We start from the raw sequence: 21537 nt of genomic DNA on the forward strand, positions 1-21537 counted from the left end.
TGACGGGCCCGTCGGCGCGGCCTGCCGTGGGGCAGGTGCGTGGTGCCGGTGCCTCAGACGAGGTCGGCGAGGATCTGCTTGGCCGCGTGCTCGATGAGCCCGGCCTTGAACTCGGGGTGCTGGTTGCCCGGCTCGATGACGGCGCGGGCCTCGTGGACCGCGGCCTGGATCGTGTCGATCGGGAGGATGCCGGCGTAGCGGGCGGCCAGGTCCTCGGTGATGTGGTCGACGACGTGCTCGAAGGCGATGGGGGACAGGACGGGGGATGCGCTCATGGTCGTGCTCCTTTGTTCAAGGTGAACAGTAGGTTAACAAAAGGTGAAGCGCAAACTGTTCCCTGGTTAACGCGGGTAGGTGCGGGAGTTCACCCGCGGGGCTCGACCCCGAGCTCGGCGAGCAAGCCGCGGACCCGGGCGTCGATGTCGTCGCGGATCAGGTCCATGCGCTCCGAGCCTTCGATGCCGCGCAACGACGGCTCGTCCGTGTCCCAGCGCTCGACCGCCCGGAGCGAGGTCTCGTCGATGCCCGCGTCCGCCAGCTGGGCCTTGGACCCGAGGATCACGACCCGGTCCGCCCGGGCGGCCAGATCGGCGTCGATCCCCTTGGGGTGCTCGCCCTCGACCGAGGCGCCCAGCGCGGCCAGCGAGGTCGCGGACTCGGGGTTGACCCGCCCGTCGAGCTTCGGCTTCGTCCCCGCCGAGACGACCTCGACGGCGTCTCCGGCGTGCAGCCGCGCCAGGGAGGCGGCCATCTGGGACTTGCCCTGGTTGGACTGGCAGACGAAGACGACGGTGGGGCGGTTCACGAGGTGATCCTCTCGGGGGTGGTGTCGGGGAAGAAGCGTCGGCGGAGGCCGAGGCTGACGTACACGAGGGCCACGAGGACGGGGACCTCGATGAGGGGGCCGACGACGCCGGCGAGCGCCTCGCCGGAGGTGACCCCGAAGGTCGCGATCGCGACGGCGATGGCGAGCTCGAAGTTGTTGCCGGCCGCGGTGAAGGCGAGCGTCGTCGTCCGCTCGTACCCCAGGCCGATCGCCCGTCCGAGGGCGAATCCGCCGCCCCACATCAGGGCGAAGTAGGCCAGGAGGGGGAGGGCGATCCGTGCGACGTCGAGGGGTCGGGAGGTGATCTGGTCCCCCTGGAGAGCGAACAGCAGGACGATGGTGAAGAGCAGCCCGATGAGCGCCCACGGGGAGATCCGGGGCAGGAAGGTGTCCTCGTACCAACGCCGGCCCTTCGTCGCCTCGCCGATGCGGCGCGAGAGGTAGCCCGCGAGCAGCGGCACCCCGAGGAACACCAGGACGCTCACCGCGATGTCCCAGAAGGAGATCGCCAGGTGGGACTGCTCGAGGCCGAGCCAGCCGGGGAGGACCTCGAGGTAGAACCACCCGAGCCCGGCGAAGGCGAGGATCTGGAACACGGAGTTCAGTGCGACGAGCACGGCCGCCGCCTCGCGGTCGCCGCAGGCGAGGTCGTTCCAGATGATGACCATCGCGATGCAGCGGGCGAGCCCGACGATGATCAGGCCGGTGCGGTACTGCGGCAGGTCGGGCAGGAAGAGCCACGCGAGAGCGAACATCAGCGCCGGGCCGAGCACCCAGTTGAGGACGAGGCTGGCGAGCATCATCCGCCGGTCGCCGGTGACGGTCCCGAGGCGGTCGTAGCGGACCTTCGCCAGCGGCGGGTACATCATCACGAGCAGGCCGATGGCGATCGGCAGCGAGATGCCGTGGAGGTCGACCGCCTCGAGCGCGGGGGCCAGGCTCGGGACGAGGCGGCCCAGGAGGAGCCCGGCGACCATCGCGACGCCGATCCACACGGGCAGGAAGCGATCGAGCATCGACAGCCGGGCTGCGACCGGCGCGGACGGGGTGGCCGCGCTCATCGCTGCGCCGCCTGGGTGCAGCACGCGCTCTGCCCGCTCGGGGCGAGGGGGATCTGGCTGGCCGGCGGGCTCGCATCTGCCGGGTCGTCGTCGGTGACGACGTAGACCTCCCACGGCGCGCCGGCGGGGTCGTGGACCCAGACCTTGTCCTGGCGGGCGTAGCAGCAGGTCGTGTCGTTCTCGTCGAACGTCGCGAGGCCGGCGGCGGTGAGACGCTCGCGGTGGGCGTCGACCGCGACGGCGTCGGTGACCTCGATGCCGAGGTGGTTGAGCGCTCCCGCGGCGCCGGAGCCGCGGTGCTCGGCCGGCTGCTCGATGAGCACGAGCTTCAGCGCCGGGTCCTCGACGACGAAGTTCGCGTACCCCGGGCGCCGCTTGTGCGGCTCGACGCCGAGCAGGGTGGAGTAGAAGGTGATCGAGGCCTCGAGGTCCGAGACGTCGATCGCCAGCTGGATGCGGGACATGAGTCCTCCATATCGATGTCGTTCGATGTAAATCGTCCCGGCCACATCGACATGTGTCAATATGGCGTGGAGGTGATGACGATGACCGACGTGGCCGCCCCTGACGCGCTGTGCTGCATCCGACCGGGGAGCGCACCCCTGGCTCGGTCGGACGCCGACGCGCTCGCGGCGACGCTCAAGGCGGTCGCCGACCCCGTCCGGCTCCAGATCATCTCCGCCCTGCGGTGTGCCGACGGGATGAGCCTGTGCGCGTGCGACATCGCCCCGGCCCTCGACGTCTCCCAGCCGACGATGAGCCACCATCTCAAGATCCTCACCGAGGCGGGCATCCTCACCCGCGAGCGCAAGGGCTCGTGGGCCTGGTTCACCCTCGTGCCCGCCCGGCTCGAGGAGATCGCCGCCGCGCTGCGGGTCGACTGAGGTGGGGAGGGCCGGGTCGTGATCGACCTTCACGGCCACGGCGGGCTCGGCGTCACGTTCGACCGCCCCGACCCGGACGGGATCCGGCGCGCGGCCGGGTTCCACCGCGAGGCAGGGGTCGACCGGCTCCTCGCGAGCGTCGTCTCCCTGCCCGCCGATCGGCTCGCCCCGCAGGTCTCGCTCCTGGCGGGCCTCGTCGACGAGGGCGTCGTCGACGGCATCCACCTCGAGGGGCCGTGGCTCGCGCCGGGGCGGGGCGGTGCCCATGACGCGACAACGCTGCGCGACCCGTCGCCCGCCGAGGTCGACGCGGTGCTCGAGGCCGGACGGGGTCACCTGCGGATGGTCACGCTCGCGCCGGAACGGCCCGGCGCGTTCGAGGCGATCCGCCGGTTCGTCGACGCCGGGGTCGTCGTCGCGCTCGGCCACACCGACGCCGGTCCCGACGACGTCCGCGCGGCGATCGACGCCGGCGCCACCCACGTCACCCACCTGTTCAACGCGATGCCGCCCTGGCGCCACCGCGATCCCGGGCCGGTGCCCGTCCTCCTCGCGGCGGCGGCCCGTGGCGAGGTGACGCTCGAGCTCATCGCCGACGGGGTCCACCTGGCCGACGAGACCGTGATGGCGGTGCTCGACCTCGTCGGACCGGACGCGATCGTGCTCGTCTCCGACGCGGCGGGCGGCACCGGACTCGGTGACGGCGAGCACACGCTCGGCGGGGTGCGCACGCGCGTGCGCGACGGCGTCTCGCGGGTCGTCCGTCCCGACGGCGCCGATGGTCCGATCGCCGGCGGATGCCGCGCGCTCCCGCAGATCGCCGCGCGGCTCGAGCCGCTGCTGGGTGCCGAGGTCGTACGCGTGATGAGCGTGGCGACCCCTGCGCGGGTCCTCGGTTAGCGTCGCGGTCATGCCGACGCCCCGCTGGTCCACCGTCGTCCTCGACTTCGACGGCACCATCGCCGACACGACCGAGCTCATCGTCGAGGCGTTCCAGCACGCGACGACGCAGGTCCTCGGGTTCGCCGAGCCGCCCGAGGTCATCCGCCGTGGGATCGGCCGGACCCTGCCCGACCGCATGGGCGACCTCGCCCCCGACCGGATCGACGAGCTCACCGCGGCGTACGTCCCGCGGATCGAGCAGCTCCTGGCGACGCGACTGGCGGCCTGCCCCGGTGTCGACGACGTCGTCCGCGAACTCGCCACGCACGGCGTCTCCTGCGGCGTCGCGACGTCCCGCCGCCGTGCGCAGGCCGCGCCCGCCCTCGCGCGCCTGGGACTTGCGGACGCCCTGCCCGTCGTCATCGGCCTCGAGGACTGCGAGCGCCACAAGCCCCATGCCGAGCCGATCGAGCGGGCACTCGCCGCGCTCGGTCGCGCCGGTGCGCCGGCCGGGTCGGTCGTCTACGTCGGGGACGCCGTCGTCGACGTCGAGGCGAGCCGGGCCGCGGGCGTCGACTCGATCGCCGTCACGTGGGGCGCGGGGGAGCGGGCCGCCCTCGAGGCCGCCGCCCCCGACCACCTCGTGACGACGGCCGACGAGCTGCGAGAGCTGCTCCTCCCCCGCTGACCCCCTCCCAATATTCCTGCAATTGCGCGCGCAATTGCCATCTGCGCGCGAAATATCGCGCGCGGATGGCAGTTGCGCGCGCAAATGCGAGCCGGGAGGGGCACCTATGCTCCCTGCGTGCACGGCATGAGCGACGCCTCGATCGAGGCACTGGGCAAGCTGGTCCTCGACTACGCCGAGGAGCGGCTCAAGCTCGACCCGGTGCCGCTGGACTACACGCTCACGTCGGACCAGCTGTTCGACCGCGTGGGGAACACCATCACCGAGGACGGCCTCGGCGGCGACCGGGCGATGGACATCTTCGCCGAGGTCCTCGCGCCCGCCTGCCTGTCGATCGACCACCCGCGCTACCTGTCGTTCGTCCCGTGCGCGCCCAGCGAGGCGGCGGCGATGTTCGACCTCGTCGTCGGGGCGAGCTCGATCTACGCCGGGTCGTGGCTCGAGGGGTCGGGCGCCGTCTTCGCCGAGAACCAGGCCCTGCGGTGGATCGCCGACCTCGTCGGCCTGCCGCGAGAGGCCGGAGGCGTCTTCGTCCCCGGAGGCACGATCGGCAACCTCTCCGCGCTCGTCGCCGCCCGGCACCGCGCGCGGCGGACCGCCGCCGACGGTGCCCGGCCGTTCCGCATCGCCGCGACGACCGGGGCGCACTCGTCGATCAAGTCCGCCTGCGACGTCATGGACGCCGAGTTCGTCGGCGTCGAGGCGGACGAGCGCGGCCGGCTCACGGGGCCAGCGCTCGAGGCGGTCCTGCGTGAGCACGGACCGGAGTCCTTCATCGCCGTCGTCGCCACGGCCGGAACGACGAACTTCGGGATCATCGACGACCTCACGGGGGTCGCCGAGGTCTGCGAGCGGTACGGCCTGTGGTTCCACGTGGACGGCGCCTACGGCGGCGCCGCTCTCGCCGCGCCGAGCGTCCGGCACCTCTTCGCAGGGGTCGAACGCGCCGACTCGTTCATCGTCGACCCGCACAAGTGGCTCTTCGCGCCGTTCGACTGCTGCGCGCTGCTCTACCGATCGCCCGCGGACGCTCGCGCCGCGCACACCCAGAAGGCGAGCTACCTCGACGTCCTCACCGAGGCACCGGAGTGGAACCCGACCGACTACTCGGTCGGCCTGACCCGCCGGGCGCGCGGCCTGCCGCTGTGGTTCTCCCTCGCGACGAACGGGTCGAAGGCGTACACGGCCGCCGTCGAGCGGACCCTCGAGGTCGCGCGGTTCGCGATCGAGGAGATCCGCTCGCGCCCCTACCTCGAGCTGGCCCACGACCCGCAGCTGTCGGTCGTCGTCTTCCGCCGGCTGGGCTGGTCCGCGGAGGACTACCGCCGCTGGTCGGACCACCTGCTCGAGATGGAGACGGCCTTCGTCGTGCCGACCTCCCACGACGGGGAGACGCTCGCCCGGTTCGCCATCGTCAACCCGCAGACGACCGAGGACGACATCCGGACGATCCTCGACACGATGGCCTGACGGCGCCCAGCCGAGCGGATGACACGCCTCATCCGTCCCTTCCGTCACGGGCGTCCCCGCTGCCCCGCGGCGAATGACACGGCTGTCATTCCGGTCGTACAGTGGGGGTCAGCCCGTCGGGCGCGCCGCGCCCGTCCACCCGCCCGTCACGCCAGGAGCCGCCGAATGCCTGCAGCCGCCGACCTCGCCGCTGGCGTCGACCGCGAGCGCGAAGGCCTGTCCGAGCGCGACCTCAAGGTCCTCGAGTTCGAGCGCCACTGGTGGAAGTACGACGGCTCGAAGGAGCAGGCGATCAAGGAGCTGTTCGGGATGAGCAGCACCCGCTACTACCAGGTGCTCAACGGCCTGCTCGACGACCCGCGCGCCCTCGCGACCGACCCGCTGCTGGTGAAGCGGCTGCGACGGCTGCGCGCCCAGCGCCAGCGCTCCCGCAGCGCGCGCCGCTTCGGCGTCGACGGCTGACTCGGCCTCGGCAGCGCCCCCGCCGTCGGCTCCTCCGCGCCCGCCCGAGGCGTTTGCACTCGGTGGGGCCGAGTGCCAATATGACGCTTAGCACTCTCCCCGAGAGAGTGACAGCAATCCTGATCGGCCGGTGAGGCCCGGTCCCGCGCGGTGACGTGAGCCGCGCGCCCGGTCCGTCCGTCGCGGGCGCCGTCCGGTCTCCCCTTCGATTCGTGTGGAGGAACCACCGAATGGCCAAGCTCATCGCATTCGACGAGGAGGCCCGTCGCGGTCTCGAGCGCGGGATGAACACCCTCGCCGACGCCGTCAAGGTCACCCTCGGCCCCAAGGGCCGCAACGTCGTCCTCGAGAAGAAGTGGGGCGCCCCCACGATCACCAACGACGGCGTCTCCATCGCCAAGGAGATCGAGCTCGACGACCCGTACGAGAAGATCGGCGCGGAGCTCGTCAAGGAGGTCGCGAAGAAGACCGACGACGTCGCCGGTGACGGCACGACGACGGCCACCGTCCTCGCCCAGGCGCTCGTCCGCGAGGGCCTGCGCAACGTCGCCGCGGGTGCGAACCCGATGGCCCTCAAGCGCGGCATCGAGAAGGCGACCTCCGCCGTCTCCGAGCAGCTGCTGTCGATGGCCAAGGAGATCGAGACCAAGGAGCAGATCGCCGCCACCGCGTCGATCTCCGCCGCCGACGCCGAGATCGGGTCCCAGATCGCCGAGGCGATGGACAAGGTCGGCAAGGAGGGCGTGATCACGGTCGAGGAGAGCAACACCTTCGGCCTCGAGCTCGAGCTCACCGAGGGCATGCGCTTCGACAAGGGCTACATCTCGGGCTACTTCGTCACGGACACCGAGCGCATGGAGGCCGTGCTCGAGGACCCGTACGTCCTCATCGCGAACTCGAAGATCGGCTCGATCAAGGACCTGCTGCCGCTGCTGGAGAAGGTCATGCAGTCCGGCAAGCCGCTGCTCATCATCGCCGAGGACGTCGAGGGCGAGGCGCTGAGCACGCTCGTCGTCAACAAGATCCGCGGCACGTTCAGGTCGGTCGCCGTCAAGGCCCCCGGCTTCGGCGACCGCCGCAAGGCGATGCTCGCGGACATCGCGATCCTCACCGGCGGTCAGGTCATCTCCGAGGAGGTCGGCCTCTCGCTCGAGACGGCGGACCTCGACCTCCTGGGCCGCGCGCGCAAGGTCGTCGTCACCAAGGACGAGACGACGATCGTCGAGGGCGCGGGCGACGAGGACCAGATCAACGGTCGCGTCAACCAGATCAAGGCCGAGATCGAGAACTCCGACTCCGACTACGACCGCGAGAAGCTCCAGGAGCGCCTGGCCAAGCTCGCCGGTGGCGTCGCCGTCATCAAGGCGGGGGCGGCCACCGAGGTCGAGCTCAAGGAGCGCAAGCACCGCATCGAGGACGCCGTCCGCAACGCGAAGGCCGCCGTCGAGGAGGGCATCGTCGCCGGTGGTGGCGTCGCGCTCCTGCAGGCGACCAAGGCCGCGTTCGACTCCCTCGAGCTCGAGGGTGACGAGGCGACCGGCGCGAACATCGTCCGCGTCGCCGCCGAGGCGCCGCTGAAGCAGATCGCCGTCAACGCCGGCCTCGAGGGCGGGGTCGTCGCGGAGAAGGTCGCGAACCTCCCCGCGGGCCAGGGCCTCAACGCCGCGACCGGCGAGTACGTCGACATGATCGAGGCGGGCATCATCGACCCGGCCAAGGTCACGCGCTCGGCGCTGCAGAACGCCGCGTCCATCGCCGCGCTGTTCCTCACGACGGAGGCCGTCGTCGCGGACAAGCCGGAGAAGGCCGCGCCCGCGATGCCGGGTGGCGACGAGATGGGCGGCATGGGCTTCTGACGAAGCGTGCAGCGAAGGTTGGCGGCGAGGAACGAGCCGCCGGCCGGAGCGGAGCGCGAGGAGGGAGCCCGAGAAGGATGGGCTTCTGACGAAGCGTGCAGCGAAGGTTGGCGGCGAGGAACGAGCCGCTGGCGTGACTAACGGCCCCACCCCGTGCAGGGTGGGGCCGTTAGTCGTACCGAGGGCATGACAGGTGGCACACGCCGCTGTCGGGGCGAGCCCGTAGGTTGTCCATGGCGCGGCCTGCAGGGGGGTCGCGCCACCCACCACCTCAGGGAAGGCACCAGCTGATGAGCTCCGTCGCTCAGCACCACGAGCACACCCCGACGCACGCGCGGCCGATCGCCGCCCGCACCGTCGGGCTGTCGAAGACCTACGGCAAGGGGGACGCGCAGGTCGTCGCCCTCGACGACGTCTCGGTCGACTTCGAGCAGGGGCGCTTCACCGCGGTCATGGGCCCGTCCGGATCGGGCAAGTCGACGCTCATGCACTGCGCCGCGGCGCTCGACCGCGCCGACCGCGGCCAGGTCTTCATCGGCGAGCAGGAGATCACGGGCCTGAAGGACAAGGCGCTGACGAGGCTGCGTCGCGACCGCATCGGGTTCATCTTCCAGGCGTTCAACCTCGTCCCGACCCTCTCGGCGAAGGAGAACATCCTCCTGCCGCTGGCCATCGCCGGCCGCAAGCCGGACCAGGCCTGGTACGACACCGTCATCTCGACGACGGGCCTGGGCGACCGGCTCCGTCACCGTCCGAGCGAGCTGTCCGGCGGCCAGCAGCAGCGCGTCGCGTGCGCGCGGGCGCTCGTCAGCCGGCCGGAGATCATCTTCGCCGACGAGCCGACCGGCAACCTCGACTCGCGCTCCGGCGCAGAGGTGCTCGACTTCCTCCAGCGCAGCGTCGAGGAGTTCGGCCAGACGATCGTCATGGTGACGCACGACCCGATGGCGGCGAGCCACACCCACCGGGCCGTCTTCCTCGCCGACGGTCAGATCCGGGACGACCTCGCCGACCCGACGGCGGACTCCGTCCTCGACCGGATGCGCTCGCTCGACACCCGGGCGGCCTGAGCATGCTGCGCGCATCCCTGAAGAACCTGCTGTCGCGCAAGATCCGGCTCGTCATGAGCTCGATCGCGATCGTCCTGGGCGTCGGCTTCGTCGTCGGGTCGCTCATCTTCGGCGACATGCTCAAGGCGACCTTCGACAACATCATGCGCGGGAGCGTCGGCGACGTCGTCGTCGCCCTGCCTGCCCAGCAGGGCGGTGGCGGCGCCCCGGTGGGGGTCAACCGGACGATCCCGACAGCGACCGTCAAGAAGATGTCGCAGGTCGACGGCGCAGCGCGGGCCGACGGCTGGGTGACCGACTCGTCGACCTTCGTCGTCGACAAGGACGGCAAGCTCGTCGGCGGCAACGGCGCGCCGGGGCTGGCCTTCAACTACAGCGACGTCCCGTCGGTCACGCAGGACCACGTCGTCGCCCTCGTCGGGGGCCGCGCCCCGACGAAGAAGGGCGAGGTCGCCCTCGACGAGGGCACCGCGAAGAAGGCGGGATACGAGATCGGTGACGAGGTCACCTTCGTCACCTCGGGGGCGACGCCGCGGCTCACCTCGACGCTCGTCGGCACGGTCGAGTTCGGCGGTGGCGGCCTCGCCGGCGCATCCCTGACCTTCTTCGACACCGCCTCGGCGCAGGAGTACTACCTCGGCGGCAAGGACGCGTACACCGAGGTCTGGGTCACCACCGAGGACGGCGTCAGCCAGGACGACCTCGCGAAGGAGGTCGCCCCGCTCGCACCGAAGGGCTTCGAGACCAAGACGGGGCAGAAGGCGGGTGACGACGCCGCGGCGTCGATCGGTGACGCGCTGAAGTTCGTCAACTACTTCCTGCTCGTCTTCGCCGGGATCTCCCTGTTCGTCGGCGCCTTCCTCATCGTCAACACCTTCAACATCCTCGTCGGCCAGCGGGTCAAGGAGCTCGCGCTCTTCCGCGCCATGGGCGCCTCGCGCGGTCAGGTGACGCGCAGCGTCCTCCTCGAGGCGCTCATCGTCGGCCTCATCGGGTCGGCCATCGGGGTGCTCGTCGGGATCCTGCTCGCGATGCTCATCTCCGCGCTGTTCGCGGCGTTCGGGCTCGACCTGTCGGGGACCGGTCTCGTCATCAAGCCGCGCACGATCATCACCGCCTTCCTCATCGGCGTCCCGGTGACGATGCTCGCGGCCTACCTGCCCGCGCGGAAGGCCGGCCGGGTGGCACCAGTGCAGGCCATGGGCGACGACCCCGCGATGCCGAAGGAATCGGCCATCCGGACCCTCGTCATCGGGTCGGTCCTCACCGCGCTCGGCGTCGTGGGCATGGTCTTGGGGCTGTTCACCGACATCTCGAACCCGGTGATCTACCTCGGGCTCGGGATCCTCCTGGTGATGCTCGGCGTCGCCGTCGTCAGCCCGGTGTTCGGGCGGCCGTTCATCGTCGCCATCGGTGGCCTGTACCGCGCCGTGTTCGGGCAGGTCGGCACGATGGCCGAGCGGAACTCGGTGCGGAACCCGGGCCGGACGGCGGCGACCGCGTCGGCGCTGATGATCGGCGTCACGCTGGTGACGATGATGAGCGTCTTCGGGGCGTCGGCGAAGAAGAGCATCGAGGCGACGATCAGCGAGGGCTTCACGGGCGACTACGTCGTCAGCAACGCCATCGGCCAGCCGTTCTCGCCCGAGATCACGAAGGAGGTCGCAAAGGTCGACGGGATCGCCGCGGCCTCGCCCCTCCGCTTCGCGCCGGTCCAGCTCGCTGGTGGGCAGACGATGGTCGTCGGTGTCGACCCGAAGATCTACCCGGCGTTCGACGACGTGACGGTCGAGGGCGGATCCCTCTCGGAGCTCGGGCCCGGCGAGGTCCTCCTCGACAAGCCGCAGAGCGCTGGGCACAAGGTCGGCGACGAGCTGACGGTCGCGGTTGGCGGGAGCGAGTCGACCGTGCGCGTCGCCGGCTTCTTCGAGCCGGAGGGCCTGCTGCAGGACACGAAGGCGCTCATGTCGCTCGACGGCCTCGATGCCCTGTCGATCAGGCCGCAGGACGCGCTCGTCTACGTCCAGCGTGAGCCCGGCGCCGACCCGGCGGCGACGAAGGCCGACCTCGACGCGATCGTCAAGGACCTGCCGACGGTGACGATCAAGTCCAAGTCGGAGTTCGTCGACGAGCAGTCGAAGCAGATCGACCAGCTGCTCTACATGATCTACGCATTGCTCGGCCTCGCACTCGTCATCGCGATCCTCGGCGTCGTCAACACGCTCGGGCTCTCGACCATCGAGCGGACCCGGGAGATCGGCCTGCTGCGGGCCGTCGGGCTCAGCCGCCGCCAGCTGGCGGGGATGATCACGCTCGAGTCGGTCGTCATCTCGCTGCTCGGTGCCGTGCTTGGCGTCGGCCTGGGGGTCGTCTTCGGCGTCGCCCTGCAGCGGGCGTTGCGGGACGACGGCATCGGTCAGCTGGCGATCCCGTGGGCGCCGATCGTCGTGGTCCTCGTGGCGTCGGTGATCGTCGGACTCATCGCGGCGATCGTCCCGGCGATCCGCGCCGCCCGGATGGACGTCCTCAAGGCCATCCAGACGGTCTGACCCGCCCGGCACCGGACGGGGCCCCCGGAGCAACGCGCTCCGGGGGCCCCGTCGGGTCGGTCAGCGGCCGCGGCCGAAGCTGCGGGTGTTCGCGTCCTCGACCTCGGCGTACTGGTCGCCGACCTGGCCGAGCACCTGCCCGATCGAGTCGAGCGACTCGCGCACCTGCCGTGCGGTGTCCTTCCACTCGAGAAGGACCTCCTGGAAGCTCGTCGACGCCGAGCCCTTCCACGAGTCCTCGAGCGCCTTCAGGCGGCCGGTCATGGACCCGACGAGGGACTCGATCTCCCCGGACATCCGGCCGATGTCGCCGGAGCCGTCCTTGATGCGGGAGGTGTCGACCTGGAACTGCGTGCTCATGGGATTCCCCTTCTCACGGTGTGGGCCCGGTGGTCGGGCCCGCCACGTCGACGCTAGGGATGTCGGGGGATCCGGCCGGGCGGTTCTCCACAGGGGTGCCGGGAGCGCCGTCCTCGGACGACTCGCGGCGAGCGGCCGCGAGCGCCCTCGCGTAGACGACGCCCATCGTCAGGAGGATCGGGCCGGCGGCGAGGAACCCGCCGACGAGGAACAGGCCGGAAAGCGCGGTCGCGTCGAACAGGACGAGCTTGAGCACCGCGACCGACGCGAGCCCGATCGACACGTGCACCCGAGCCGTGCCGCGCAGCACCCGGCGGGTCAGGAGCAGGGCGACGGCGCAGGCGAGGAGGAGCACGCTCGCGAGGGCGTGCCCGGCGACGAAGCCCGAGTGCGGCATCCCGAGGCGGACGCCCAGGGCGGTGACGGCCGCGGTGATCGCCGCGAGGGTCCAGCCGAGCGCGGCGATGCCCACCGGCACGGCCCACGGCCGGTTCGTCCGGCGGCCGTCCTGCAGCCGGGTCGCGACGGCGCAGGTCGCCGCGACGAGACCGAGCGCGAGCGGCTCGGCGACGCCGAAGTCGCCGGCCCAGCCGCGGTAGGCGAGCAGGCCGATGAACGGCGTCGTCGTGGCGGCTGCCGTCACGCCGGTCGTCGCTGCCGCGAGGCTGACCCAGCGGTCCCGCACGACGAGCGCCGCGAGGACCAGGACGAGGGCCCCGAGGGCGAGGCGGGCCGGCACCCAGTGCCCCGGGCCGTCGTGGACGGCCGCGACGTGGACGCCCAGGGCGACCGCGGCGGCGAGGTACGGGGTGAGGCGGTGCAGCGGCGCGGCGGCGTCGTCGGGACGCGCCACGAGCCACGCCAGCGCGGCGAGCCCGGTCGCGCCGACGACGAGGGCGAGCCCGAGCCAGCCGGGCACGTGGGCGCTCGCGACGAGCAGGGGCAGCCACCCGAGGACGGCGAGGACACCGACCTGGCGGGGAGCCACCCGCGTGCGGAACGCCGCGGCGCTCGTGCCGAGGATGAGCACCGCGAGGACGAGGGCGAGCGCGACGTGCCCGAGCTGCTCGCTCCGGCCGGTCGCCTCGAGCGCGGCGAGGGTGACCATGATCGCGGTCGGGACGACCCGCGCCAGCTCGAGGACGTGCCACCGGCGACCGACCTGCGCCGGCCACGAGGCGAGGGTGAGCACGACGAAGAACGCGCTCGTGACGAGACCGGGGCCGTGCGCGAGCCCGGGACCGAGGAGCGCGACCCCGAGCACGGCGACGCACCCGAGGAACTCGCTGCGCCACCACCGCGCGACGGACAGCCCGAGCGCCCCGACGAGGGTGGCGAGGGCGAGCCCGACGACGTCCGGGAGGAAGTGGTACGTCAGGGTCGCGCCCATGATGTCCAGGTAGGCGGCGGCGACGGAGGTCGCGGCGAGGGCGAGCGACCCGGTGTGGTTGCGCCGCCGGACGAGCGCCGCCGCGACGGCGAGCGCCACGGCGACGAGCGCCCCGGCGATCACCCGGGGCAACGGGCCGAAGATGCCGACCGCGATCGCCAGCTGGATGAGGAAGACGACACCGAGGAGGGTGACGAGCGCGCCGGCCCCACCGATCAGAAGGGACACCAAGGACGTGCGCTGCCACCACGGCTCGCGCGAAGGAGCCGTCTGCACCGGGGCCATGGGCGGGAGCGGCGAACCGTGGCCGGGCGTACGCGGCGGCGGTGGGACGACCCGCGGCTGCGCCGGGGTCGGGACCGCCGGGGCCGGGAGCGAGGATGGCGCCGGGGACGCCACGGTTGCGCCCTCCCGCTCCAGCTGGGCGCGCAGCCGCGCGAGGCCGTTCCCGACGGCGTACATCTGGGCCATCGCGGCGGCGAACTCGGACTCGAGACGTCGAACGTCCTCGGTGTGCGTGGTCATGCCACCAGCATCGGCCGGAGGCGTCGGCGGGGGCTGAGACGCCGTACTCAGCGTCCTACTCAACCCTGCCCGGCACCTCGAGGCGCGAGCTCGTCCGCCGCGCGCTCAGCTCGGGGACAGCGGGAGCCGGACGCGGAAGGTCGCCCCGCCGCCGTCGGTCTCGAGGACCTCGACACGGCCGTGGTGGTGACCGACGATCGCCGCGACGATCGCGAGTCCCAGACCGCTGCCGCCGCGCTCGCGGGATCGGGCCTTGTCGGCGCGGAAGAAGCGTTCGAAGACGCGCTGCGCGGTCGCCTCGTCGATGCCCGGGCCGTGGTCGCGCACCTCGAGGATCGCGTCCGTGCCGGTCGTCCCGATGGCGACCTCGATCGGGGTCCCGTCCGGGGTGTGGGTGATCGCATTCGTCAGCAGGTTGCCCAGGACCTGGCGCAGCCGTGCGTCGTCGCCGGGGACGACGACGGGCTCGAGCTCCCCGTCGAGCCCGACGAGCCGGATCGTGCGGCGCGGTGCGCGCGCCCCGGCGTCCGTCGTCGCCTCGGCGGCGAGGACGAGGAGGTCGACGCTGCCGATGAGCAGCGGCCGCTCCTCGTCGAGCCGGGCGAGCATGAGGAGGTCGTCCACGAGCGTCGACATCCTTCCGGCCTCGCCCTCGATGCGTGCCATGACCTGGCTCAGCCGCTCCGGCCCGGACACCGCGCCCTGCCGGTACAGCTCGGCGTAGCCCTTGACGGTCGCCAGGGGGGTGCGCAGCTCGTGGCTGGCGTCGGCGACGAACTGCCGCATCTTCGCCTCGGAGGCCTCGCGCGCGGCGAACGAGTTCTCGATGCGGCCGAGCATGACGTTGAGCGAGTGCGACAGGCTCGCGACCTCGTCGTCGTTGCTGCGCACCGGGATGCGTCGGGTGAGGTCGCCGCCGGCGATGGCGGCCGCGACGTCCTCGATCCGGCGCAGGGGCCGGAACGCGCGGTGGATCGCGAACCACCCCAGGAGCAGCGTGAGGACGAGCGCCGTCAGCCCGACGAACCACGTGAGCGTGACGAGCCGGCGCACCGTCGTCTCGGTGTCGTCGAGGCTGACCCCGACGGCGAAGGTCGCGTCGTCGCCGCGGATCGTTCCGGCGATGAACCGCCACCGGTGCTGCCCGTCGACGGAGGTCACGGTGAACGGCTGCCCGCCGCGCTCGACGACGTCCTCGCGGCTCAACGGCGGGAGGGCCGGGGGCGAGGACGACCCGCGCGGCACGATGAGGCTCGGGTCGTTGCCGTCGGTCGGGATGTAGGCGAAGGCGTAGGTCGTCGGGACGTCCTCGATGCTGCCGGTGCGGATGCCGGCGACGCCCTGCTGGCCCACGGGCTCGGCGGCGGCGCGCAGCTCGTCGTCGATGCGGCGGTGCAGGTCGCGGTCGAGCAGCCACGCCGAGGCGGTGCTCGTCACCGCCAGCGCACCGATGAGCAGGACGGCGAGGATGAGGACGAGCCGCTCGCGCAGCGGGACGGCCTCGAGGGCCCGGACGAGCCGGTCCGGCAGGGGCGCCCGGCGCGAGAGCGAGGGGTCGACCGGCTCCCGCGAGCTCACTCCTGGCCCGGCGGCACGCGCAGGACGTACCCGACCCCGCGCTTGGTGTGGATGAGCGCGGGCGCGCCGTCGGCGTCGATCTTGCGGCGGAGGTAGGAGATGTAGGACTCGACGATGCCGGGCTCGCCGCGGAAGTCGTAGTCCCACACGTGGTCGAGGATCTGGCTCTTGGACAGCACCCGGTTGGGGTTGAGCATGAGGTACCGCATGAGCTTGAACTCGGTGGGGGACACGGAGATCGGGCGGCCGCCGCGGCGCAGCTCGTGCGCCTCCTCGTCGAGCTCGAGGTCGTGGAAGCGCAGGACGGCGCTGTCGTCGACCTCGCCGCGGGTGCGCCGGAGGACGGCGCGGATGCGGGCGATGACCTCCTCGAGCGAGAACGGCTTCGTCACGTAGTCGTCCCCGCCGACGGTCAGACCCTTGACCTTGTCGTCGAGCGAGTCGCGGGCCGTGAGGAAGAGCACCGGCGCGTGGATGCCCTTGCCGCGGAGCATCTGGGTCACGGTGAACCCGTCGAGGTCGGGGAGCATGACGTCGAGGACGACGAGATCGATGTCGTTCTTCGTTGCCAGGTGCAGCGCGGTCGCGCCGTTCTCCGCGGCGAGGACCTCGAAGCCGGCGAACCGCAGCGAGGTGCCGAGCAGGTCCCGGATGTTCGGTTCGTCCTCGACGACGAGGAGCCGCGCCTCGGGGACGCCCGAGCCGGTGGTGGGGGCGGTGGTCTCGGCGGGAGGGCTCACCACACCAGTGTCCGACCGTTCGCTGGGAGGCCGCTGGACGGTGCTGGCGTGTGGCAGCCGCGTCTGCCGCGGCTCTGGCCACCTGCCGCGGCCACGGTCGCGGCGTCCGGCCCGAACTGCGGCGCGGGGGTGCGCGACGGATCGAGGCCGAGAAGGAGGCCCGAGAGGGCCGGGGCGCGGAGCCGGGTCAGACGACGTCCCGCAGGACGACCCCGGCGAGGTCGTCGACGACGTCGATCGCTCCGGCCTCGCGGAGCTCTGCGTCGGCGAAACCGCCGGAGCGGACGCCGATCATCGGGGCGCCGAGCCGTCCGGCGGCCTCCGCGTCCCACGTCGTGTCGCCGATGACGAGGGCGTGGCGACCCCCGCTGCGCTCGAGGGCGATCCCCAGGATGTCCGGGTCGGGCTTGCTCGCGTCCGCGTCGTCGCTCGTCGTCACGGCGTCGAGCTCGACCCCCGGCAGCATCTCGAGGACGCCGTCGACATAGCTCTGCTTGCCGCTCGAGGCAAGGGCGACCTTGAGGCCCAGGGCCTTCGCGTCGTCGATGACCTGCCGCGCGCCGGGCAGGAGCCGGACGGCCGAGCGCATCGGCTCGTACTCCTCCTCCCACCGCTGCCGCAGGGCGTCGCCGAGCTCGTCCTCGACCGACTGCCCGGCGACGTGCGCGGGCAGCTTGTCCCCGCCCATGCCGATGGCCTTGTGGACCCGCCACAGCTGGACGTCGACCCCGTGCGCGCCGAAGGCCCGGAACCACGCGACGGCATGGTGGTACGTCGAGTCGATGATCGTGCCGTCGACGTCGAGGAGGAGGGTGTCGATCCGCGGTGAGTCGGTCATGCCGTCATCCTCCCGCGTCCCGCCGCCGCGCACCGACCCGGCGGGCCGGCCTCAGACGTCGTCGGCGTCGACGATCCGGTAGGCGTAGCCCTGCTCGGCGAGGAAGCGCTGGCGGTGCGCGGCGAAGTCGGCGTCGACGGTGTCGCGCGCGACGATCGTGTAGAAGTGCGCGGTCCGACCGTCGCCCTTGGGGCGCATGACCCGGCCCAGGCGCTGGGCCTCCTCCTGGCGCGAGCCGAACGTCCCGCTCACCTGGATGGCGACCGACGCCTCCGGCAGGTCGACCGAGAAGTTTGCGACCTTGCTCACGACGAGCAGGTCGATCTCGCCCGTGCGGAACGCCGCGAACAGCCGCTGCCGCTCGGTGACGGACGTCTCGCCGGTGATGAGGTCGGCGCCGAGCCGGTCGACGATCTCGTCGAGCTGGTCGAGGTACTGCCCGATGACGAGCGTCGGCTCACCCCGGTGCCGTTCCACGAGCCGCTCGACGACCGGCAGCTTCTCCGCGGCGCACGCCGCGAGCCGGTACCGCTCGTCGGGCTCGGCGGTCGCGTACGCCATGCGCATCGCGTCCGACAGCCCGACCCGGACCTCGACGCAGTCGGCCGGGGCGATCCATCCCTGGGCCTCGATGTCCTTCCACGGCGCGTCGTAGCGCTTGGGCCCGATGAGCGAGAACACGTCGCCTTCACGACCGTCCTCGCGCACGAGCGTCGCGGTGAGGCCGAGCCGCCGCCGGGCCTGGAGGTCGGCCGTCATCCGGAAGATCGGTGCGGGCAGCAGATGGACCTCGTCGTAGACGATGAGTCCCCAGTCCCGGGCGTCGAGGAGCTCCAGGTGCGGGTGGATGCCCTTCCGCTTGAGCGTGAGGACCTGGTACGTCGCGATCGTCACGGGGCGGATCTCCTTGCGGGCCCCGGAGTACTCGCCGATCTCGTCCTCGGTGAGGGTCGTCCGGCGGAGCAGCTCGTCGCGCCACTGCCGTGCCGAGACCGTGTTCGTCACGAGGATGAGCGTCGTCGACCGGGCCTTGGCCATCGCGCCGGCGCCGACGATCGTCTTGCCCGCCCCGCACGGGAGGACGACGACGCCCGAGCCGCCGTCCCAGAACCCGTCGACGGCCTGCTCCTGGTACGGCCGCATCGACCACCCGTCGCGGGTCAGGTCGATCGGGTGGGCCTCGCCGTCGACGTACCCCGCCTCGTCCTCGGCCGGCCAGCCGAGGGTGAGCAGCTGCTGCTTGAGGTGGCCGCGCTCCGAGGGGTGGACGAGGACGGTGTCGTCGTCGACCCGGTCGCCGAGCAGGCCCTTCACCTTCTTGTGCCGCGCGACCTCGGTGAGCACCGCGCGGTCGGTCGTCACGAGGACGAGCCGGCCCTGCTCGTCCTTGCGCAGCGTGAGCCGCCCGTAGCGGGCCATCGTCTCCGCGACGTCGACGAGCAGCGCCTGCGGGACGGGGAAGCGGCTGTGCGTGACGAGCGCGTCGACGACCTGCTCGGCGTCGAACCCCGCGGCCCGCGCGTTCCACAGCCCCAGCGGCGTCAGCCGGTAGGTGTGGATGTGCTCGGGGGCGCGTTCGAGCTCGGCGAAGGGGGCGATCGCCCGGCGCGCGGCGGGCGCGTCCGGGTGGTCGACCTCGAGCAGGAGCGTCTTGTCGCTCTGGACGATGAGGGGGCCGGTCACCCGGTCAGGATCCTCCTGCGCCGAGGAGCCCGATGGCCCCGAACATCAGCGCGAAGTAGGCCACGAAGAACAGGATGCCGAGGGCGATCGTCGCGATGAGCGAGGTCCAGAACCAGCGCCAGCCGCGCCTCACCTGCGCGGCGTACTCCGTCCGGTCGTACGGCGCGATGCTCATCGCGCGGGTCGTCGGGACGAGCGCGAAGAGCACGGGGTACATGCCGCACACGACGGAGACCACGAGGATGACGATGAGCAGCGTCGTGGCCTCGGACTTGTCGACGTACGGCGCGACGTAGACGGGCTGCCCCGGCAGGGGCGTGAACCCCGGGGCGGGCGGGGTCGTGCGCGGCTCGCTCTCGTGCTCGGTCATGTGGTCCCCCTTGGTCGTGTCGTCCTGCACCACGAAACTACCGTGCGGGCTCCGGTCTCATTCCCACGCGGCCGCCGTGATCCGGTGGACGGAGAGGGTCCGGGGCGAGCCGTCGGCCCGGCCGAGGATGCGCCCGCCCTCGATCCGTTCGGGGTGGAAGAGGATGCGCGAGACGGCGCCGGCGGAGTCGGCGTACCCGACCCACACCGCCCGACGGTCGGCCGCGGCGTCCCGCAGCACGGCGATCGCCGTCGCCGGGTCCGTCGGACGGAGCGCGGGCCGGCCGCGCTCGTCCCGTGCGGCGGCCTCGGTCCGTTCCTGCCCGGTGCGCATCGCCGCCACGACCTCGGCGACGAGCGCGTCGTCGACCCTGCGCACGGTCACCTCGGCCGCTCGCGGGACGGCCGCGCGCCGGGCCCGGCCGGGCAGCAGGAGCTCGCCGCCGCTGGACTCGGAGACGTTGGCGATCCCCAGGTCGGAGAGCAGGTCGGACAGGACGCCCGGGGCCAGGGGGCTGACGAGGACGGTCGGGGCGATGCGGCGCAGCTGGGCCGGCGCGGCGTCGGCCGATCGGACCAGCGCCTCGAGCGCGGTCTCGTCGTCGCTGCGGACGTACGAGCCGACCCCGCCGACACGGATCGCGCCGTGCCGCCGGGCGGTGTCGCGCACGAGGTAGTCGAGCGGCTGCGGCAGCGGGGTGGGCGAGTGCTCGGCGAGCACCGCCAGGACATGGTCGGCGCTCGTCCCCGCGTCGAGCGCGCGGGTGATCGACGCGCGGGAGAACCGGAAGACCGTCGCACCGCCGCGGGACTCGACGTCGGCCGCGGCGTGCATGAGCCGGGCGAGCTCGGGGACGAGCGGGCCGGGGGCGATCGCGGTGAGGTCGCCCTGGAGGATGAGCTGGTCGATCGGTTGCGGCGCGACGGCCGCACAGGCGGTCTCGAGGTCCTCCTCGTCGGCCCCGTCGGCGAGGGCGGCGGCGACGGTCCCGGCGGCGCCGCGGGCGAGGACGCCGAGCAGCTCCCCCTCGAGGAGGACGGCGTCGACGAGCTCGCGCGCCCCGGCGGGGACGCGCCGCGGGGCGAGGTCGGCCAGGTGCTGCAGGAGACGGTCGAGGGGCGGGGCGACCGGGCGGGCCGCGACGAGCGCGGCGACGACGGAGCGGCGCAGGGAGCGAGCCGCCGGGCGGCGCGCCTGGTCGGACAGCAGGCCGATGGTCCCGCCCCGCCCGGGGGTGCCGACGAGGTGGCCCACGTGGTCGCTGCGCCACCACGTCCGCACGAGGAGGGCCCACCGCCGGGCGAGCCCGGCGGCGAGGAAGGCGTCGGCGAGCGGGGTGAGCCGGAACGCCGGGTCGGGGTCGTGGTCGTCGGCGACGAGACCGGCGTCGAGGAGCAGACCGAGCACGGTCGCGGCGCGGCGGTCGTCGAGCTCGAGGGCGCCGGCCGCGCGCCGCAGGTCACGCACGCCGAGGTCGCCCGAGCGCAGCACCCGCGGAGGCTCGGCGTCCCACGCCCGCAGCAGCTCCTCGACGACGGCGACGAGGTCGGCCGCGGCGAGGCCGCCGGCGGCGTCGACGTCGGGGACGAGGGGCAAGGGGCCGTCGGCGTCCGCTGCAGTGACGTCCGGGGGCGCGGGGGCGCGGTCGGTGAGGTGCCCCCGCAGGGCCAGACCGTGCTCGCGGGGCAGGACGACGGTGGCGCTCCCCGCGCTGCCGTCGGTCGCGAGGACGCCCGCGGCGACGAGCGCCTCGACGGCCGCCGCGGACGCGCCGCCGGGGTCGGGCCGGTGCGCGACCGGCGGGCCGGCGGCCAGACGTGCGGCGATGGCCCCACCCGGGGCGGGCGCCGCAGCGATCGCCGACTCGAGGTCCGACGGCGCGAGAACCGCCACGCCGAGGGCGGCGGCGGGCGGGCCGAGCTCACCGGGGTGGGGACCGAGCAGCGGCTCGATGCCCCGGACGACCTCGTACCCGTCGGCGGGGCGCCACAGCAGCGACCGCAGCCACAGCCGGGCCAGACCGGAATCGAGGTCGTCCCGCGTCCACGCGGGCAGCAGCGGGGCGAGGACCGCGGAGTCGATCGCCGTCCCGCCGACGAGGACCGCTGCGGTGAGGAGGTCGAGATCGGCGCGGGGCAGGTCGTCGAGCGCCCGGGTCAGGCTCGCCGTCGTCGTCGCGCGGGAGGCGAGGGTCGTCACGTCGGCCGGCGCCGGACGGGCGAGGTCCGGGCGGTCGAGCAGGAGGGCCGCGAGCTCGGCGTCGGACCGGCCGCGCAGGTCCTGCGCGAAGTACCTCATCCGGTCC

The 21537-nt window shown here is 72.8% G+C and carries 20 protein-coding genes; 8 read left to right on the forward strand and 12 right to left on the reverse strand.

Going from position 1 to position 21537, the window contains the following annotated elements; genetic code table 11:
- Positions 1-53: 53 nt before the first annotated feature.
- From DAA34_RS05010 to DAA34_RS05025, 4 genes are all read right to left on the reverse strand, one after another.
- The gene (locus DAA34_RS05010; RefSeq protein ID WP_106817877.1) at positions 54-275 is read right to left on the reverse strand and encodes a three-helix bundle dimerization domain-containing protein; all 222 of its coding nucleotides are present in this window, start codon (positions 273-275) and stop codon (positions 54-56) included.
- Positions 276-364: 89 nt separating this feature from the next.
- Positions 365-805: an arsenate-mycothiol transferase ArsC gene (locus DAA34_RS05015; RefSeq protein WP_199847422.1), complete on the reverse strand. Its 441-nt coding sequence runs from the start codon at positions 803-805 to the stop codon at positions 365-367.
- On the reverse strand, positions 802-1887 hold the full coding sequence (gene arsB / locus DAA34_RS05020) for an ACR3 family arsenite efflux transporter (RefSeq protein WP_106817878.1): 1086 nt from the start codon (positions 1885-1887) through the stop codon (positions 802-804). Before arsB ends, DAA34_RS05015 begins: the two co-directional genes overlap by 4 nt.
- Positions 1884-2351: an ArsI/CadI family heavy metal resistance metalloenzyme gene (locus DAA34_RS05025; protein ID WP_106817879.1), complete on the reverse strand. Its 468-nt coding sequence runs from the start codon at positions 2349-2351 to the stop codon at positions 1884-1886. The genes arsB and DAA34_RS05025 overlap by 4 nt, the downstream gene beginning before the upstream one ends.
- Before the next feature lie 81 nt (positions 2352-2432).
- On the opposite strand from DAA34_RS05025, the gene DAA34_RS05030 reads away from it, so the two are divergent.
- The 8 genes from DAA34_RS05030 to DAA34_RS05065 all read left to right on the forward strand — a co-directional run bounded on the left by DAA34_RS05030 (position 2433) and on the right by DAA34_RS05065 (position 11748).
- Positions 2433-2771, forward strand: coding sequence for an ArsR/SmtB family transcription factor (locus tag DAA34_RS05030; protein WP_234354115.1), 339 nt, complete (start codon positions 2433-2435; stop codon positions 2769-2771).
- An 18-nt stretch (positions 2772-2789) separates the two neighbouring features.
- On the forward strand, positions 2790-3671 hold the full coding sequence (locus DAA34_RS05035; protein WP_106817880.1) for an N-acetylglucosamine-6-phosphate deacetylase: 882 nt from the start codon (positions 2790-2792) through the stop codon (positions 3669-3671).
- A 10-nt stretch (positions 3672-3681) separates the two neighbouring features.
- Positions 3682-4341 carry an HAD family hydrolase gene (locus tag DAA34_RS05040; RefSeq protein ID WP_106817881.1) on the forward strand — a complete coding sequence of 220 codons (660 nt, stop codon included), beginning with the start codon at positions 3682-3684 and terminating at the stop codon, positions 4339-4341.
- A gap of 126 nt (positions 4342-4467) precedes the next feature.
- Positions 4468-5811: a pyridoxal phosphate-dependent decarboxylase family protein gene (locus DAA34_RS05045; protein ID WP_234354256.1), complete on the forward strand. Its 1344-nt coding sequence runs from the start codon at positions 4468-4470 to the stop codon at positions 5809-5811.
- Positions 5812-5976: 165 nt separating this feature from the next.
- Positions 5977-6273: a DUF3263 domain-containing protein gene (locus DAA34_RS05050; protein WP_106817883.1), complete on the forward strand. Its 297-nt coding sequence runs from the start codon at positions 5977-5979 to the stop codon at positions 6271-6273.
- A gap of 230 nt (positions 6274-6503) precedes the next feature.
- Positions 6504-8129, forward strand: coding sequence for a chaperonin GroEL (gene groL / locus DAA34_RS05055; RefSeq protein WP_106817884.1), 1626 nt, complete (start codon positions 6504-6506; stop codon positions 8127-8129).
- A 290-nt stretch (positions 8130-8419) separates the two neighbouring features.
- Entirely contained in the window at positions 8420-9199 is a 780-nt protein-coding gene (locus tag DAA34_RS05060; RefSeq protein WP_106817885.1) for an ABC transporter ATP-binding protein, read from the forward strand.
- Between the two features lie 2 nt (positions 9200-9201).
- Entirely contained in the window at positions 9202-11748 is a 2547-nt protein-coding gene (locus DAA34_RS05065; RefSeq protein ID WP_106817886.1) for an ABC transporter permease, read from the forward strand.
- A gap of 60 nt (positions 11749-11808) precedes the next feature.
- Here the strand turns inward: DAA34_RS05065 and DAA34_RS05070 are convergent, their stop codons facing one another.
- The 8 genes from DAA34_RS05070 to DAA34_RS05105 all read right to left on the reverse strand — a co-directional run bounded on the left by DAA34_RS05070 (position 11809) and on the right by DAA34_RS05105 (position 21530).
- Positions 11809-12108 (reverse strand): WXG100 family type VII secretion target, encoded by a 300-nt coding sequence (locus tag DAA34_RS05070; RefSeq protein WP_106817887.1) that lies wholly within the window; start codon positions 12106-12108, stop codon positions 11809-11811.
- A 13-nt stretch (positions 12109-12121) separates the two neighbouring features.
- On the reverse strand, positions 12122-14023 hold the full coding sequence (locus DAA34_RS05075; protein WP_106817888.1) for a DUF2339 domain-containing protein: 1902 nt from the start codon (positions 14021-14023) through the stop codon (positions 12122-12124).
- 105 nt (positions 14024-14128) lie between these two features.
- Positions 14129-15601: a sensor histidine kinase gene (locus DAA34_RS05080; RefSeq protein ID WP_234354116.1), complete on the reverse strand. Its 1473-nt coding sequence runs from the start codon at positions 15599-15601 to the stop codon at positions 14129-14131.
- Positions 15598-16341, reverse strand: coding sequence for a response regulator transcription factor (locus DAA34_RS05085; RefSeq protein WP_106817889.1), 744 nt, complete (start codon positions 16339-16341; stop codon positions 15598-15600). Before DAA34_RS05085 ends, DAA34_RS05080 begins: the two co-directional genes overlap by 4 nt.
- A gap of 187 nt (positions 16342-16528) precedes the next feature.
- Complete coding sequence (locus tag DAA34_RS05090; protein WP_106817890.1) at positions 16529-17179, reverse strand: HAD family hydrolase; 651 nt, start codon at positions 17177-17179, stop codon at positions 16529-16531.
- Between the two features lie 51 nt (positions 17180-17230).
- The gene (locus tag DAA34_RS05095) at positions 17231-18862 is read right to left on the reverse strand and encodes a DNA repair helicase XPB (RefSeq protein WP_106817891.1); all 1632 of its coding nucleotides are present in this window, start codon (positions 18860-18862) and stop codon (positions 17231-17233) included.
- Between the two features lie 4 nt (positions 18863-18866).
- Positions 18867-19232, reverse strand: coding sequence for a hypothetical protein (locus DAA34_RS05100; protein ID WP_158707621.1), 366 nt, complete (start codon positions 19230-19232; stop codon positions 18867-18869).
- Between the two features lie 57 nt (positions 19233-19289).
- A complete protein-coding gene (locus DAA34_RS05105; RefSeq protein ID WP_106817893.1) occupies positions 19290-21530 on the reverse strand; it encodes a helicase-associated domain-containing protein in 2241 nt (746 codons plus the stop codon).
- Positions 21531-21537 lie beyond the last annotated feature (7 nt).

It is taken from the genome of Janibacter massiliensis (genome assembly GCF_900289115.1).
Lineage (GTDB): Bacteria > Actinomycetota > Actinomycetes > Actinomycetales > Dermatophilaceae > Janibacter_A > Janibacter_A massiliensis.